Origin of the sequence: Metapseudomonas otitidis, from assembly GCF_900111835.1 — a bacterium.
Taxonomy (GTDB): Bacteria; Pseudomonadota; Gammaproteobacteria; order Pseudomonadales; family Pseudomonadaceae; genus Metapseudomonas; species Metapseudomonas otitidis.
This window is the reverse complement of sequence record NZ_FOJP01000009.1, coordinates 128,030-143,663: the sequence shown is the minus strand read 5'-3', so window position 1 is coordinate 143,663 and position 15,634 is coordinate 128,030. Positions and strand designations below refer to the sequence as shown.

11 protein-coding genes are annotated in these 15,634 nt (G+C 69.7%); 2 read left to right on the top strand and 9 right to left on the bottom strand.

Annotated elements, in window-relative coordinates; translation table 11 throughout:
- Positions 1–47: 47 nt before the first annotated feature.
- Positions 48–2,342, top strand: coding sequence for a YgiQ family radical SAM protein (locus BM198_RS13320; protein ID WP_044401200.1), 2,295 nt, complete (start codon positions 48–50; stop codon positions 2,340–2,342).
- 79 nt (positions 2,343–2,421) lie between these two features.
- On the opposite strand, the gene BM198_RS13315 is transcribed toward BM198_RS13320, so the two are convergent.
- From BM198_RS13315 to BM198_RS13280, 8 genes are all read right to left on the bottom strand, one after another.
- Positions 2,422–3,354 carry a transglutaminase family protein gene (locus BM198_RS13315; protein ID WP_074970518.1) on the bottom strand — a complete coding sequence of 311 codons (933 nt, stop codon included), beginning with the start codon at positions 3,352–3,354 and terminating at the stop codon, positions 2,422–2,424.
- The gene (locus tag BM198_RS13310; RefSeq protein WP_074970516.1) at positions 3,354–5,849 is read right to left on the bottom strand and encodes a circularly permuted type 2 ATP-grasp protein; all 2,496 of its coding nucleotides are present in this window, start codon (positions 5,847–5,849) and stop codon (positions 3,354–3,356) included. Before BM198_RS13310 ends, BM198_RS13315 begins: the two co-directional genes overlap by 1 nt.
- 27 nt (positions 5,850–5,876) lie before the next feature.
- On the bottom strand, positions 5,877–9,158 hold the full coding sequence (locus BM198_RS13305) for a transglutaminase family protein (protein ID WP_074970514.1): 3,282 nt from the start codon (positions 9,156–9,158) through the stop codon (positions 5,877–5,879).
- A gap of 509 nt (positions 9,159–9,667) precedes the next feature.
- On the bottom strand, positions 9,668–10,789 hold the full coding sequence (locus tag BM198_RS13300; RefSeq protein ID WP_074970512.1) for an SO2930 family diheme c-type cytochrome: 1,122 nt from the start codon (positions 10,787–10,789) through the stop codon (positions 9,668–9,670).
- Complete coding sequence (locus BM198_RS13295) at positions 10,786–12,027, bottom strand: parallel beta-helix domain-containing protein (protein WP_074970510.1); 1,242 nt, start codon at positions 12,025–12,027, stop codon at positions 10,786–10,788. The genes BM198_RS13300 and BM198_RS13295 overlap by 4 nt, the downstream gene beginning before the upstream one ends.
- 91 nt (positions 12,028–12,118) lie before the next feature.
- Positions 12,119–12,565 carry a GNAT family N-acetyltransferase gene (locus BM198_RS13290; protein WP_074970508.1) on the bottom strand — a complete coding sequence of 149 codons (447 nt, stop codon included), beginning with the start codon at positions 12,563–12,565 and terminating at the stop codon, positions 12,119–12,121.
- Positions 12,566–12,568: 3 nt separating this feature from the next.
- Positions 12,569–12,943, bottom strand: coding sequence for a thiol-disulfide oxidoreductase DCC family protein (locus BM198_RS13285; protein WP_074970506.1), 375 nt, complete (start codon positions 12,941–12,943; stop codon positions 12,569–12,571).
- Between the two features lie 72 nt (positions 12,944–13,015).
- Positions 13,016–13,603 (bottom strand): LOG family protein, encoded by a 588-nt coding sequence (locus BM198_RS13280; RefSeq protein WP_044401235.1) that lies wholly within the window; start codon positions 13,601–13,603, stop codon positions 13,016–13,018.
- A gap of 357 nt (positions 13,604–13,960) precedes the next feature.
- Here BM198_RS13280 and azu point away from each other — a divergent pair, with 357 nt between their 5' ends.
- Positions 13,961–14,410, top strand: a complete 450-nt coding sequence (gene azu, locus BM198_RS13275; RefSeq protein ID WP_074970504.1) for an azurin — start codon at positions 13,961–13,963, stop codon at positions 14,408–14,410.
- 192 nt (positions 14,411–14,602) lie between these two features.
- On the opposite strand, the gene BM198_RS13270 is transcribed toward azu, so the two are convergent.
- Positions 14,603–15,628 (bottom strand): DUF1338 domain-containing protein, encoded by a 1,026-nt coding sequence (locus BM198_RS13270; protein ID WP_074970502.1) that lies wholly within the window; start codon positions 15,626–15,628, stop codon positions 14,603–14,605.
- Between the last annotated feature and the right edge of the window lie 6 nt (positions 15,629–15,634).

Sequence of the window (15,634 nt, the reverse complement as noted above, 5' to 3'; positions counted from 1 at the left end):
TTTGTGCTATATTCCGCGCCCCCGTGAAAGCCAGCTGATCAAAAAACATGCAAGCCGCCAAGCCGCTGTTCGACTACCCCAAGTACTGGGCCGAGTGCTTCGGGCCCGCCCCCTTCCTGCCCATGAGCCGGGAAGAGATGGATCAGCTGGGCTGGGATTCCTGCGACATCATCATCGTCACCGGCGATGCCTACGTCGATCATCCTTCGTTCGGCATGGCCATCATCGGCCGTCTGCTGGAGGCCCAGGGCTTCCGCGTGGGGATCATCGCCCAGCCCGACTGGCGCTCGAAGGACGACTTCATGAAGCTCGGCGAGCCGAACCTGTTCTTCGGGGTCGCCGCCGGCAACATGGACTCCATGATCAACCGCTACACCGCCGACCGTAAGATCCGATCCGACGACGCCTACACCCCCGGCGGCGTCGCCGGCAAGCGCCCCGACCGCGCCAGCCTGGTCTACAGCCAGCGCTGCAAGGAAGCCTACACCCACGTCCCGGTGGTGCTCGGTGGCATCGAAGCCTCCCTGCGCCGCATCGCCCACTACGACTACTGGCAGGACAAGGTGCGCCGCTCCATCCTCATGGACGCCACCGCCGACATCCTCCTCTACGGCAACGCCGAGCGCGCCGTGGTCGAGATCGCCCAGCGCCTGTCCCGTGGCGAAGCCATCGAACGCATCACCGACGTGCGCGGCACCGCCTTCGTCCGCCGCGACACCCCCGAAGGCTGGTACGAGGTGGACTCCACCCGCATCGACCGCCCGGGCCGCGTCGACAAGATCATCAACCCCTACGTCAACACCCAGGACACCGAAGCCTGCGCCATCGAGCAGGCCAAAGGGGAGGTCGAGGACCCGAACGAAGCCAAGGTCGTGCAGATCCTCGACAGCCCGCGCATGACCCGCGACAAGACGGTGATCCGCCTGCCGTCCTTCGAGAAGGTGCGTAACGACCCGGTCCTCTACGCCCACGCCAACCGCGTGCTGCACCTGGAGACCAACCCGGGCAACGCCCGCGCACTGGTGCAGAAGCATGGCGAGGTGGACGTGTGGTTCAACCCGCCACCCATCCCCATGACCACCGAGGAAATGGACTACGTGTTCGGCATGCCCTACGCGCGCGTGCCGCACCCGGCCTATGGCAAGGAGAAGATCCCCGCCTACGAGATGATCCGTTTCTCGGTGAACATCATGCGTGGCTGCTTCGGTGGCTGCACCTTCTGCTCCATCACCGAGCACGAAGGCCGCATCATCCAGAACCGCTCCCACGACTCGATCATCCGCGAGATCGAGGAAATGCGTGACAAGGTGCCGGGCTTCACCGGCGTGGTCTCCGACCTCGGCGGCCCGACCGCCAACATGTACCGCATCGCCTGCAAGGACCCGGAGATCGAGCGTCACTGCCGCAAACCGTCCTGCGTCTTCCCCGGCATCTGCGAGAACCTCAACACCGACCACAGCTCGCTCATCGAGCTGTACCGGAAGGCGCGCGCACTGCCCGGCGTGAAGAAGATCCTCATCGCCTCCGGCCTGCGCTACGACCTGGCCGTGGAGTCCCCCGAGTACGTCAAGGAGCTGGTGACCCACCACGTCGGCGGCTACCTCAAGATCGCCCCGGAGCACACCGAGCGCGGCCCGCTGGACAAGATGATGAAGCCCGGCATCGGCAGCTACGACCGCTTCAAGCAGATGTTCGAGAAGTACTCGAAGGAAGCGGGCAAGGAGCAGTACCTCATCCCGTACTTCATCGCCGCCCACCCCGGCACCACCGACGAAGACATGATGAACCTCGCCCTGTGGCTCAAGCGCAACGGCTTCCGCGCCGACCAGGTGCAGGCCTTCTACCCCTCGCCCATGGCCACCGCCACGGCCATGTACCACTCGGGCAAGAACCCCCTGCGCAAGGTCACCTACAAGAGCGACGGCGTCACCATCGTCAAGAGCGAGGAGCAGCGTCGCCTGCACAAGGCCTTCCTGCGCTACCACGACCCGAAGAACTGGCCGCTGCTGCGCGAGGCCCTGCAGCGCATGGGCCGCGCCGACCTGATCGGTAACGCCAAGCACCAGCTGATCCCCACCTTCCAGCCCCAGGCCGACGAGTACCACAGCGCCCGCCGCAAGAACTCCACCACGGCCGGCACACGCAAGGCCGGCAGCACCGGCAAGGTGCTCACCCAGCACACCGGCCTGCCGCCCCGCGGCAGCGATGGCAGCAAGCCCTGGGACAAGCGCGAGCAGGCCAAGGCGGCAGCCCAGGCCCGCAAGCGCGCCGAGGAGAAGGCCGCCGGGCCCGGCAAGGGCGGTGGCAAGAAGCCCGCAAAGCGCCCCGTCGCGCCGCGCTAAATGAAAACGCCAGCCTTCGGGCTGGCGTTTTTGTGTGTGCGCTCCAGCGGATGAGCCTCCCGGCTGCCGGGCGTAGAGACTAGACCGCCATCTCCCACAACGGCATCACCGTCACCCGCACCTCCGGGTCATGGCTGCCGCCCCCGAGGATCACCCCCCGCAGTGGGGAGACGTCCGAGAAGTCCCGGCCCCAGCCGAGGGTGATGTGCTCCAGGTCCGGCAGCATGTTGTTGGTCGGGTCGAAGTCCACCCAGCCGTGCCGGGGGCAGTACACCGACACCCAGGCGTGGGAGGCGTCGGCGCCGATCAGCCGGGGTTGCCCCGGTGGGGGCTGGGTCAGCAGGTAGCCGCTGACGTAGCGTGCGGCCAGGCCCCGCGAGCGCAGGCAGGCCAGCATCAGGTGGGCGAAGTCCTGACACACGCCACGGCGGCGCTCCAGCACTTCCACCAGGGGCGTCGCCACCTGGGTCGCGTCGGCGTCGAAGTCGAACTCGCGGAAGATCTTCTCCATCAGTGCCGCCACGCCCCGCAGCAGCGGTCGGCCGAGGGGGAAGCAGTCCTCGGCGTAGTCGGCGAACTGGCGCTTCAGGCGCACGTAGGGCGACTCGCTGCGGAAGCGGCAGGCCTCCAGTGTGTCCGCCGGCAGCGGCCGCCCGGTGTAGGCCAGGCCGGCCAGCACCTGTTCCCAGGCTGGCGAGGCGTCGAGGTCGAAGGGGCCGCGGGGCAGCACCTCCACCAGCAGCCGCGCGTTGACCTGCAGTTCGTCGTGGGGGCGCTCGAAGGCCAGCCGGGTCAGCGGGTTGCCGAACACGTCCAGCCCGTCGCTGCGGGTCGAGGGTGCGGGGTGGATCTCCAGGGACTGGCCATGGCAGCGCTGCCAGGGGCATTCCCGGGGCCACAGGTGCACCTGCTGCTGCGACAGCGACACCGGCGAGGCATAGCGGTAGAGGGTGTCGTGGAACACCTGGTAGCGCGCGCCCTGGGGCGCGATGGAGAGGGCGGGGGCGTGCATCAGGTGGACACCGTTTGCTGGCTGACGTCATCGACATGGGCAAAATAGCGCAGCCCGAGGCGGTCGGAGAGCTGGCCGGCGAGGGTGGCGATCTCCTGCAGCAGGCCGGCCAGCCCTTCCAGCACCTCGTCGACGCTGTCGGCGCCGAACAGCGGGTTCTCCAGGCTGCCCAGGTCGAAGGCCAGCAGGCGCCCGATCAGCCCGCTGAGCACCAGCTCCTGGGGCGCCCCGAAGGTCTCGTGCACGCGCGCCAGCGAGCGTTCCAGCGCCTGCAGCTGGAAGCGCAGGGCGTGGGGGTTCTGTTCGTGCAGCAGCAGCAGGTCCAGCACCGGGATCAGCTGCGGCGAGGCCAGGTAGCGCGAGCGGTAGGTGATGGTGCTGTTGCCCAGCTCCAGCAGCCAGTCCAGGGTGCCGGCCTCCCAGGCCGCGCCACCGCGCAGGACGCCGGCGATGGCCTCGGCGAAGAACTGCACCCGCTCGATGCGCCGGCCGATCATCAGGAAGCGCCAGCCGTCGTCGCGGGTCATGTCGTCCAGGGCGAAGCCCGACAGCGCCGCCATCGACATCAGCAGCCGCCCGAGGAAGTCCAGGGCATCGCCCAGGTCCACCTGGCGCGGGTCGAGGGCATTCACCTCGCGTTGCAGCTCCAGCAGCGCGTGCCAGTTCTCCCGCGACAGGCGCCCGCGCACCTGTGCGGCGGACCAGTGCAGCCGGCGCAGGTTGGCGCGCAGGCTGAAGGGCCAGTCCTCGCTCAGCAAAGCGTCCAGCAGGCGCCGCTCCAGGGGCGCGTCGCCGGCCGGCAACTGCCCCAGCTGGCCGGCCAGGTGCAATGCGCTGTGCAGCGCCTGCTCGTCGCCGTCGGCGTCCACGTAGCGGGTCAGCACCACCCGCAGCAAGCGCGCCGAGTCGTCGCAGCGCTCGGCGTAGCGGCCGAACCAGAACAGGTTCTCCACCAGCCGCGAGGGCAGGTACGGGTCCTGGCGCACCAGGTCGCGCACCCCCAGTTCGCGCGGGCGCAGCGGTTCCCCGGTCACCGGGCGGTCGGCCAGCACCCAGGTGTCCTTGCTGGCGCCGCCGCGCTGCATGGACACCACCTCGGCATCCGCCTCCGAGGCCACCCGCGTCAGCCCGCCGGGCATCACCCAGTAGCCGCCGTCGGCCGTGGCCACCGCGAACACCCGCATGCCGATGGCGCGGGCCTGCAGGGTGCCGCCGTGGTCCGGCTGCCACACCGGGGCCAGCGACAGCTGCGCCTGGTGCTGCGCCACGTAGGCGTGGGGGCGTGTCCGCAGGCGCTGGTGCAGGGCTTCGCGCTCGGGGGCCGAGAGGGTGTGGCCGAAGACCGGTTCGAAACTCTGGGAAGGGAAGGCCGGCTTGATCACCAGCCCCTCCAGCCCGGTGAGGATGTCCCCCAGCGCGCCCGGCTCGCCGCACCAGCGGGTGCCCACGGTGGGCAGCAGCAGCTCCTCGCCGAACAGGCGGCGGTTCACCCCCGGGAGGAAGCCCAGCAGCCCCGGTGATTCCAGCACGCCGCTGCCCAGGGCATTGGCCACCAGCACCCGGCCCTGGCGCACCGCCTCCAGCAGGCCGGGCACGCCCAGGGCCGAGTCGGTGCGCAGTTCCAGCGGGTCGCAGAAGTCGTCGTCCAGGCGGCGCAGTACGGCGTGCACGCGCTTCAGGCCGCCCAAGGTCTTCAGGTAGAGGGTGGCGTCGCGCACAGTCAGGTCGCTGCCTTCCACCAGGGGGAAGCCCAGCTGGCGGGCCAGGTACAGGTGCTCGAAGTAGGTCTCGTTGAAGCGTCCGGGGGTCAGCAGCACCACCAGCGGCGTCTCGCCATCGCTGGGGGCCTGGCGCAGCAGGGTGTCCTGCAGGGCGCGGAAGTAGCCGGCCAGGTACTGCACCCGCAGGTCGCGGTACAGCTCCGGCAGGGCGCGGGAGACGATCTGCCGGTTCTCCAGCGCATAGCCCGCGCCGGAGGGGGCCTGGGTGCGGTCGGCCAGCACGTGCCACTGGCCGTCGGCATCGCGCGCCAGGTCCACCGCGTAGCTGTGCAGGAAGCGCCCGCCCGCCGGGCGGATGCCCTGGCAGGGCCAGAGGAAGCTGGTGTGACCGAACACCAGCTCGCTGGGCAGCAGACCCTCGCCCACCAGGCGCTGCTCGCCGTAGAGGTCGGCCAGCACCGCGTCCAGCAGGCGTGCGCGCTGGGCCACGCCGGCGGCGATGGGCGCCCATTCCGCCGCGCTGAGCAGGTTCGGCAGCAGGTCCAGCTCCCAGGGGCGGTCGGTGCCCTTGGGGTCGGCGTAGACGTTGTAGGTGACGCCGTTCTCCTGGATCTGCCGCACCAGCAGCTCCTGGCGCTGGCGCAGCTGGGCCGCGCCGCTGCGCGCCAGTTGCTGGTGCAGGCGCTGCCAGTGGGGACGCACACGGCCCTCCGCCTCCAGCAGCTCGTGGTAGGCGGTGGGGCTGTAGGGGTAGTGGGCGAGCAGGTCAGGCATCGGGGACTCGGTTCAGGGTGGCCCGGATCAGCGGCGGCGCAGGTCCAGGGTCATGGGCAGTTCGTCGCTCCTCGCCGGGGCGGTGACCTCCAGCGTGCCGGGGGTGTGCCCGTGGCGGAAGAACCGCGCCAGGCGCCGGCTTTCCGCCTCGTAGGCGTTGACCGGCACGCGCTCGTAGTTGCGCCCGCCCGGGTGGGCCACATGGTACTGGCAGCCGCCCAGGGAGCGCTGCATCCAGGTGTCCACCAAGTCGAACACCAAGGGCGCGTGCACGCCGATGGTGGGCTGCAGGCACGCGGCCGGCTGCCAGGCGCGGTAGCGCACGGCGCCGATGTACTCGCCGACCCGGCCGGTGTTCTGCAGCGGCACCGGTTCGCCGTTGCAGGTCAGCACGTAGCGGTCCGGGGCCAGGCCGCCGAGGCGCACCTGCACCCGCTCCAGGGAGGAGTCGACGTAGCGCACGGTGCCGCCGATGGTGCCTTCCTCGCCGAGCACGTGCCAGGGCTCCAGGGCCTGGCGCAGCTCCAGCTCGATGCCCTTCACGGCGAAGTCGCCGTACCGCGGGAAGCGGAACTCGAAGTGCGGGTCGAACCAGTCGCTGCGCACCGGGTAGCCGGCCTCGTTCAGCTCCTGCACCACGTCCTCGAAGTCCTGGCGGACGACGTGCGGCAGCATGAAGCGGTCATGCAGGTCGGTGCCCCAGCGGGCCAGCTTCGGCGGCGCGTAGGGCGCCTCCCAGAAGCGTGCCACCAGCCCGCGCAGCAGCAGCTGCTGGGCCAGGCTCATGCGTGCGTGGGGCGGCATCTCGAAGGCGCGCAGCTCCAGCAGGCCCAGGCGGCCGCTGGCGCTGTCGGGTGAATAGAGCTTGTCGATGCAGAACTCGGCGCGGTGGGTGTTGCCGGTCACGTCCACCAGCAGGTTGCGCAGCAGCCGGTCCACCCGCCAGGGCGGGCAGTCGCTGCCGGGTGCGGGCATCTGCGAGAAGGCCACTTCCAGCTCGTAGAGCGCATCGTTGCGCGCCTCGTCCACCCGGGGTGCCTGGGAGGTGGGGCCGATGAACAGGCCGGAGAACAGGTACGACAGCGACGGGTGGTTGTGCCAGTAGCTCACCAGGCTGCGCAGCAGGTCCGGGCGGCGCAGGAAGGGCGAGTCCGCCGGGGTGGCGCCGCCGAGGACGAAATGGTTGCCGCCGCCGGTGCCGACGTGGCGGCCGTCGACCATGAACTTCTCGCTGGCCAGCCGCGTCTGCCGGGCTGCCTCGTAGAGGAACTCGGTGCGCTCCTCCAGCTCGTCCCAGTTGCTGGCCGGGTGGATGTTCACCTCGATCACGCCCGGATCCGGGGTGACGCGGAAGCATTCCAGGCGCGGGTCGCGCGGCGGCTCGTAGCCCTCCAGCAGCACCGGGCAGGCCAGGGCCCCGGCGGTGGCCTCGATGGCCGCCACCAGTTCCAGGTAGGCCTCCAGCTCCCCCAGCGGTGGCATGAACAGGTACAGCCGGCCCTCGCGGGGCTCGGCGCAGAGCGCGGTGCGGGTGATGCCGCCGGCGGACTGGTGCGGGCCGGGCGGCTGCTGTGCCGGCGTGGCGGCTCCATGGCGCGGCTGGGTGCGCAGCTCGGCGGCTCGGCGCAGCGGGGGGAAGGCCTGGCTGGGGTCGGCGGCCTGCACGTAGGGGTAGTCCGCCTCGCTGACCCAGGGTTGCGAGTCCAGCGGCAGGCGATAGCCCAGCGGCGAGTCGCCGGGGATCAGCCGGCAGTGTTCGTCCCGCAGGAACCAGGGGCCGGTCTGCCAAGCGTCGCCGGCTGGGCTGCGCGCCAGTGGCAGCACCTGCCCGACCACGCTGCCCAGGCCGCGCTCGAACACCCGGCGCAGGCGTTCACGCTCCAGCGGGTCGGCCAGGCGCGGGTCGTCCGGGGTGACGTTGATCGGCAGGCGGCGCTCGCGCCACAGGTAGTAGAGGGCGTCCTCATAGGCCGGGAACAGCGCCGAGTCCGGCAGGCCCAGCTGCTGCGCCACGCCGGCCAGGAAGCGCGCCGCCAGCTCGGCGTCGGCACCGTAGTCGCGGCGTTCGTCGGCCAGCAGGGCGCGGTCCTGCCAGACCGGCTCGCCGTCCTTGCGCCAGAAGCAGTTCAGCGACCAGCGCGGCAATTGCTCGCCGGGGTACCACTTGCCCTGGCCGAAGTGCACCAGGCCCTGGGGTGCGTAGTGGTCGCGCAGGCGGTGGAACAGCTCGGCGGCCAGGCGCCGCTTGTTGGGGCCGAGGGCGGCGGTGTTCCACTCCGGGTCGTCGGGGTAGTCGATGGCGACGAAGGTCGGCTCGCCGCCCATGGTCAGGCGCACGTCGCGGGCCTGCAGGTCGCGGTCGATGCGCCGGCCGAGGTCCTGGATGGCCTGCCATTGCGCGTCGCTGTAGGGGCGGGTGACCCGGGGCGCTTCCCAGACCCGCTCCACGCGCATGCTGTGGCTGAACTCGCACTCGCATTCCTCCAGCATCCCGCTGATGGGCGCGGCGGAGGAGGGCTCGGGGCTGCAGGCGAGCGGGATGTGGCCTTCACCGGCGAACAGCCCGGAGGTGGGGTCCAGGCCGATCCAGCCGGCGCCGGGCAGGTACACCTCGCACCAGGCGTGCAGGTCGGTGAAGTCCACCTCGGTGCCGCTGGGGCCGTCGAGGGCCTTCTGGTCGGCGGTGAGCTGGATCAGGTAGCCGGAGACGAAGCGCGCCGCCAGGCCCAGGTGGCGCAGCAACTGCACCAGCAGCCAGGCGGAGTCGCGGCAGGAGCCGGAGCCCTTCTCCAGGCTCTCCTCCGGGCTCTGCACCCCCGGCTCCAGGCGGATCAGGTAGCGGATGTCGTTGGCCAGGCGCTGGTTCAGCTCCACCAGGAAATCCACCGTGCCCCGGGGCGTGCGGTCCACGCCGGCCAGGTAGTCGGCGAACAGCGGTGTGGCCGGCAGGCGGATCAGGTAGGGCGCCAGTTCGCGGGCCTCGTCGGCGGTGTAGTCGAAGGGCGCCAGCTCGGCGTAGGGCTCGAGGAAGAAGTCGAAGGGGTTGAACACCGCCATCTCGGCCACCAGGTCCACCTCGACCTTGAGTTCGCCGGTCTTCTCCGGGAACACCAGGCGCGCCAGGTAGTTGCCCTGGGGGTCCTGCTGCCAGTTGATGAAGTGCTGCTCGGGCAGCACCTTCAGGCTGTAGCCGAGGATGCGGGTGCGGCTGTGGGGCGCCGGGCGCAGGCGGATCACCTGCGGGCCGAGGGCAATGGCCCGGTCGTAGCGGTAGTGGGTGACGTGATGCAGAGCGACGTGGATCGACACGGCGTGCCTCCTGCGAGCCTGGGCGATGAGCCTGCTGCGCAAGTCTCATGCCAGCGGCCAGGGTCCTGTTTTGGGGTGGTCGACGGCGCTTGCGGCACCGCATTGGGGCCGCAACCGCACCGTTTCGAGCGGCCTGCACGAAAATGGTTCGTGCCGCACTCGGGTCGGGTCCGCGGGTGAGCTTAGACAGGGAAGATGACCGGCGCGCAGGCGGAGGCAGCCGTGCCCGCCCCATCGCGGATAAATCCGCTCCCACAGGGCGCAGCATAGGTAGCCCGGGCTTCAGCCCGGGAGGCCCGAGCCAGTCGGTAGGCCGGACGTCGCTCTCTACGTCCGCCGACGGTGCGGCGGGTGCTCCGCTGGTGGACCGGTGAAGCGCGGCCCACCCATCGCCGATGAGCCTGCCCCCACAGCGCGCGGCGTAGGTAGCCCGGGCTTCAGCCCGGGAGAGCCGAGCCAGCCGGTAGGGCAGACGTTGCTCTCTCGTCCATCGACGTTGCGGTGGGGGCCTAGCCCTGGCAGTTGCCCGGCAGGCTGGCGATCCAGCGCTGGAGGATGTCCAGGCCCTCGCGGTGGGTGGTGGAGCGGCCCAGCTCCGGCATCATCACGCTGGGGTCGGTGCTTTCTACGCGGTAGGTGAGCACCGAGGCGTCGGGCTGGCCGGGGTGGATGTCCACCAGGCGGTCGCCGGAGCCCTTGCCCGCCGCCACCGGCTGCTTGCACAGGCCGTAGTTGATGCCCATCGCAGCCGCCGCATCGAGGAACAACCCGGAGGTGCGTGCCGGCCCCTTGGGGTTGTGGCAGTGGCCGCAGTTGGCGTCCAGGTAGCTGCGGGCCTGCCGCTCCAGGGGCTCGTCGGGGCGCGGGTGGCCGAACAGCGCGTTGCGCGGCAGGTCGGCGACCGGCCCCGGTACACCGGCGAGAAAGCCCCGGGCCTGCCAGCGCTCCAGCTGGTTGGCGTTGCCGTCGGCGTACACCAGCTCGCGGTTCAGGTGGCGAACCTTGGGCCCGAGCGGGCGTACGCCCTCGCCGTGGTGCTCTTCGTGGCAGCCGGCGCACTGGTTGGCGTCGGGCACCTGGTAGTCCACCGCCAGGGGCTGCCCGGCGTCGTCCTGCAGGGTCAGGTCCAGGCTGGCGCCGGCCCATTCCAGGGTGGCTTCGCGCTGGGCTTCGTCCCACACGTAGGGCAGGGCCACCCAGCCGTCCTTCTGGCGCAGCAGGATGCGCGTCTCCACCAGCCGCACCTGGTCCAGGGGCAGGCCCTTGGTCGGGTCGCGTTCGTCGCGGGTGTTCTTCAGCAGGCGACCCTGGGCGTCCTTCGGGTAGTAGAAGGTCTTGGTTAGCACCGTGCCCACCGGGTAGTCGAAGTGGTCTTCGCCGTACTGCGCGGCCTGGCCCTCCGGCATCCAGACGGTGCGCAGCTTGTGCGCGTAGTCGGTGAACAGCGGGGTGTTCAGGTCGTAGGGCAGCACCTCGGCGGCGGGCGTGAGGTGCCCGTCGCGCAGGTGCAGCATGCCCCACTGGCTGAGCGTCTCCGGGTAGGCATCGCCTTCGGGCATGAAGCGCGGCGCCTGCTCCCGGCCGCAACCGGCGAGCAGCAGCAGCGCCAGCAGGAGCGCGCGCCCCTTCATGCGCCAGGCGCCTTGGCCGGGGTGCCGAGGACGATTTCCGGCAGGCGCGGCAGCGTGCAGCGGTGGGCGCTCATGTCGGTGCTGATGTTCTTGTAGCCGTTGGGGCCGTCGACGTTGATCAGCGTGGCCTCGCCGTTGTCGACGCAGATGCCCAGCTCCGCCGGCAGCTTGCCGTCCACCCGCTTGGCGGGGTTCACGTAGCCGTCCCAGAGGATGTCCGGCAGGCGGCCGTTGAGGCCGAACTTGGCCAGCTTGAGGGCCTTGAGTTCGAGGTTGTCGGGGCTGTCGCCGCCCGGTCCGAAGCGGTTGCCGTGGATGTAGATGCGCTCGGGGTAGGGGTCGAAGCTCTCCGAGGTGGAGAGGTTGGTGTAGCCGGTGCTGAAGTAGCTGCTGACGATGACGTTGGCGGTACGGTGGCCGCCGATATCGTTGTCGAAGATCTCCACGTCGTCGTTGGAGTTGATCACCACGCCGGAGCCCGCCGGCACGCTGGCCACCGGGGTGCCCTTGTGGCCGAAGTTGTCGTGGTCGTTGTCCTTGACCTGGTTGCGGTAGACCCGGGTGCCGTGCCCCGGCTGCTGCAGGTTGGGCATGTTGAACACGAGGATGCCGCCGGTGTTGCCGGTGGCGACGTTGTCGTAGACGTCGGCGCCGATGGTGTTCTCGATCTCGATGCCGGCGACGTTGCGCTCGGCCCGGCTGTTGCGCACCACCACGTTGCGCGACTGGCCGACGTAGATGCCGGCGTCGGAGGCGCCGATGGCCACCGCGCCTTCGATCAGGGTGTTCTCGGTCTGCACCGGGTAGATGCCGTAGGCGCCGTTCTCGGTGGCCGGGCCGTTGGTCCATTCGGTGCGCACGTTGCGGATGACGATGTTCTTGCCGCCCACCACCTTGAGCGCATCGCCCTTGGTGTCCTCCAGGGCCAGGTCCTCGATGGTGAAGTCCGAGGCATCCACCAGCAGCCCTTCGGCGCCGGCCTTCTGGCCCTTGAAGTTGAGGATGGTCTTGTCCATCCCGGCGCCCTTGAGGGTCACGCCGCTGACCTTGAGGCTGAGGCTGCGGTCGAGCTGGTAGGTGCCGGCGGGAATCTCGATGACGGTGCCCGGCTTGGCCTTGATCAGCCTGGCCTGCAGGTCCTTCTGGAAGTCCGCGTGGGTGGTGGGTGCCTTGTCCTGCTCGCCGCAGGCGGCCAGGACGAGTGACAGCGCAAGAAGGGAGAGAGGGGCGATACGCATGGCAGGCTCCGTCATTGTTTTTATTGAATTGGCACTATAGTGCTAAAAACAATGTGTAACCAGTTCTTTCAGGAGCCTGCCGCCCGGCGGTTCAGGCGGGCAGACGCAGGTGCAGGATGGGGAAGGGGCGACCGGAGCCGTCCAGCTCGGAGCGCTGCTCCAGCTCGAAGCCCAGGTGGTGGTAGAAGCCCACGGCCTGCGGGTTCTGTTCGTTCACATCCACCGCGCGGGCGCCGTCCACGTCGATGGCGTGCTGCATCAGGCGGCGCCCCAGGCCCTGGCCGTGGCAGGCCGGGTCGACGAAGAGCATCTCCACCTTGCCCTCGGCGGTGCCGACGAAGCCGTGCAACTGGCTGGCCGCATCCCGTGCGGCGGTGAGCCGTACGCAATCCAGGTAGGTGTCGCGCACCAGGGGGCGGAAGAAGTCGATGTCGTCTTCGCCAAGGAAGTGATGGGTGGCGCGCACGGCGGCTTCCCAGATGGCTGCCAGGCGCTGGCGGTCGGCGTCGGTGAGGGGGGAAAGGGTTTCCAGGTCCATGGGTTACCAGTGTCCTTTGCGTCGGTTCCAGTGGTAGAGCAGGCGGGCGAAGGCCTTGTAGCCCAGCTGCGCCAGCGAATGGACAAGAGGCAGTGACAACAGGCGGGCCTTCCAGCGCTCCTTCGGCGAGTGGCGCCAGAGCACGATGAAGGCGTCCACGCCCATGCGCTTCACGCCCTGCTCATCCACCACGTGCAGGCGTTCGCGCACGTATTCCAGCGATTCGCCGATCTCCGCGACGGCGTCGTTGTCCTGGTGGATGTCGGCCCATTGCACCTGGCAGGCGGTGGTCTTGTCCTTCTGCCCTTCGATGCCCGCCCGGCACACCGGGCAGGCGCTGTTGTAGTAGACCTTGATGCGGTCCTGGTCATCGGCCATGGGGCACTCCCTGCGCGGGCCGGATCGGCCCGGGCGCCAGGGTGCTGCAGCGCCCCTCGGGCTGTCCAGCGGTCAGTGCGGCTTGCGGTCCACCCACTTGGGCGCGACGGTGGGCTGCCAGGCTTCCAGGCGGCCGAGCAACTGGTCGGGGGTGCCGCCGACCTGCAGCATGCCGCGGTGCTGGTCACGCACGAAGCGCTCTTCCACCAGGTGGTCGAGGAACTCGGTGAGCTTGCCGTAGAAGCTGTTCACCTCCAGCAGGCCCAGGGGCTTGCTGTGGTAGCCGAGCTGGCCCCAGGTCCACACCTCGAACAGTTCCTCCAGGGTGCCCAGGCCGCCGGGCAGGGCGATGAAGGCGTCGGCCAGTTCGGCCATGCGGGCCTTGCGCGCGTGCATGCCGTCGACAACTTCCAGGCGGCTCAGGCCCTTGTGGCCGATCTCCGCCTCTTCCAGGCTGCGCGGGATGATGCCGATCACCTCGCCGCCAGCAGCCAGGGCTGCATCGGCCACGGTGCCCATCAGGCCCACGGCGCCACCGCCGTACACCAGGGTGATGCCGCGCTCGGCGAGGGTACGGCCCAGGTCGCTGGCCGCGCGTTGGTAGATGGGGTTGGCGCCGGGGCTGGCGCCGCAGAATACGCAGACGGAGCGCAAGGTCATGATCGGTTCCTGGCGAAAAAAGCGCGCAAGATTACCGACTTCGCACCCGTCCCGGAAGCGGCGCATGGGCGCAGCTTCCGAACGGTAGGGACGCGCCGGGTTCAGTCGGCGCAGGTGCCGCTGGCGCCGGCAGCGTAGGCGGCGAGCAGGCTCTGCAGGAAGTTCATGGCAAGGCTCCGTTGGGATGACGTGCACAGCCTAGGGGCGCCCGCCGTGGCCTGCACGACAAGGCTTTGCATCGCCCTGATAGGCGGTTGCCAATCGTGCGGCCCGTTGCCGCAGGTTATGGGAACTGGCGCTCGAGTCAGGCAGTCTTCCGTGTCGGGCGCTTTGCCCAAACCTGCCAAGGAGAAACCCATGATTCGCAAGCTCGTCGTTGCATCCGTGCTGGCCCTGGCCAGTGCTCCGCTGCTCGCTGCTGAATGCTCCGTGGATGTCGAGGCCACCGACCAGATGACCTTCAACACCAAGGAAATCAAGGTCAGCAAGAGCTGCAAGAGCTTCACCGTGAACCTCAAACACGTGGGCAAGCTGCCCAAGAACGTGATGGGTCACAACTGGGTGCTGACCAAGACCGCCGACGCCCAGCCGGTTGCCACCGAAGGCATGGCCGCCGGTGTCGACAAGGACTACCTGAAGGCCGACGACGCCCGCATCATCGCCCACACCAAGCTGATCGGTGGCGGCGAGAGCACCAGCGTCTCCTTCGACGTGTCCAAGCTGGCTGCGGGTGAAAGCTACGAGTTCTTCTGCTCGTTCCCCGGCCACGTGGCGATGATGAAGGGCAACCTGGCCCTGGTCGACTGATCACTCAGGCAAGGCAAGAAGGCCGCTCATCGAAGCGGCCTTTTTCATGGGTGTTTTTTGTCCACCACACGGGGACACGGCGAACGCCAATGGTGGATGGAAAGAGCGCCATCCACCCTGCGCCCCGACCGGCGACGTGCCTGTGTGCAGGAGCGCGCTCTGCTCGCGAACTCCCGGGTTGGGAAGCCCGTATCAGGCCCCGACCTGCCCCGCCGTCATCTTGAAGATGCCCTGGGCGTTGCTGCTGTCGAAGGCCAGGTCCAGGCGGCCGGTGCTGTCGTCCACCCGGCGCTGGATGAACTCCACGAAGGACCCCGGCACCTCCCGCTGCACCGGTCGGCCGCTGGCGTCCAGCAGTTCGCGCCGGACCTGCACGGCGCGGTAGGCGGTCTGCAGGACGCGGCCGGAGGCGGAGACCTCGATGCTCGGCTTCATCGGCCGGCCCTTGGCGTTCTGCTCGGCCACCAGGGCCTCCAGGTCGGCGACGCGGTCGGTCAGGTGGTTGAACATGTTGCCCTCGGTGGCGATCCAGGCCATCTCCACGCTTTCCTCCCGCAGGCGCAGGTAGTCCGCTTCGTGCGGGGCCGGGTGCTGGCGGTCGAAGGCGGCGTGGAGCGCCGGGAGCAGTTCGCGGGCCTGGGCCGGGCTGCACTGGCGCTCCCGCCAGAGCTGGTCGAGCACCGCCAGGTGCGTGGGCGAGAGCGGGTCGCGGCTCTGGCCCACCACGCGGCTCACGGCCTCGCGGAAGCCTTCGCTGAAACGTCCCGGGTGCAGTTCGGAGACGAAGAACTGGGCGATGTCCTCCGGCAGGTCGAGGTGGCGGTAGGCGTGCCCGGTCATGTTCAGGCGGGTCAGCGGGTAGGTGCGCACGTCAGTGAAGCCCAGGGGCTCCAGCAGGCGGTTGAAGGCCTGGCGACCGCGCGGCAGCGCGCCGTTGTCCGGCCAGTCGACGGTGCGGATGGCGCCGTGGTCGAAGCACACCTGGCGCCCGGCGGCGCGCTGTTCCTCGACGTAGGTGCGGCCGATGGGCACCGCCTCCACCAGCTTGTGGAACAGGCACAGGTTGAGCGCCTCGGCCAGCCAGGCGCGGTGCACCTGCCGGTCATCGAAGGGGAAGGCGGCCAGGCCCTCGGGCACTTCCACGTGGGTGCGCACCCAATGGGCGGCGTCGGGGCCGATCACATGGGCAACCAGGTCGAACAGGCGGTCGGTGGACATCGGCGG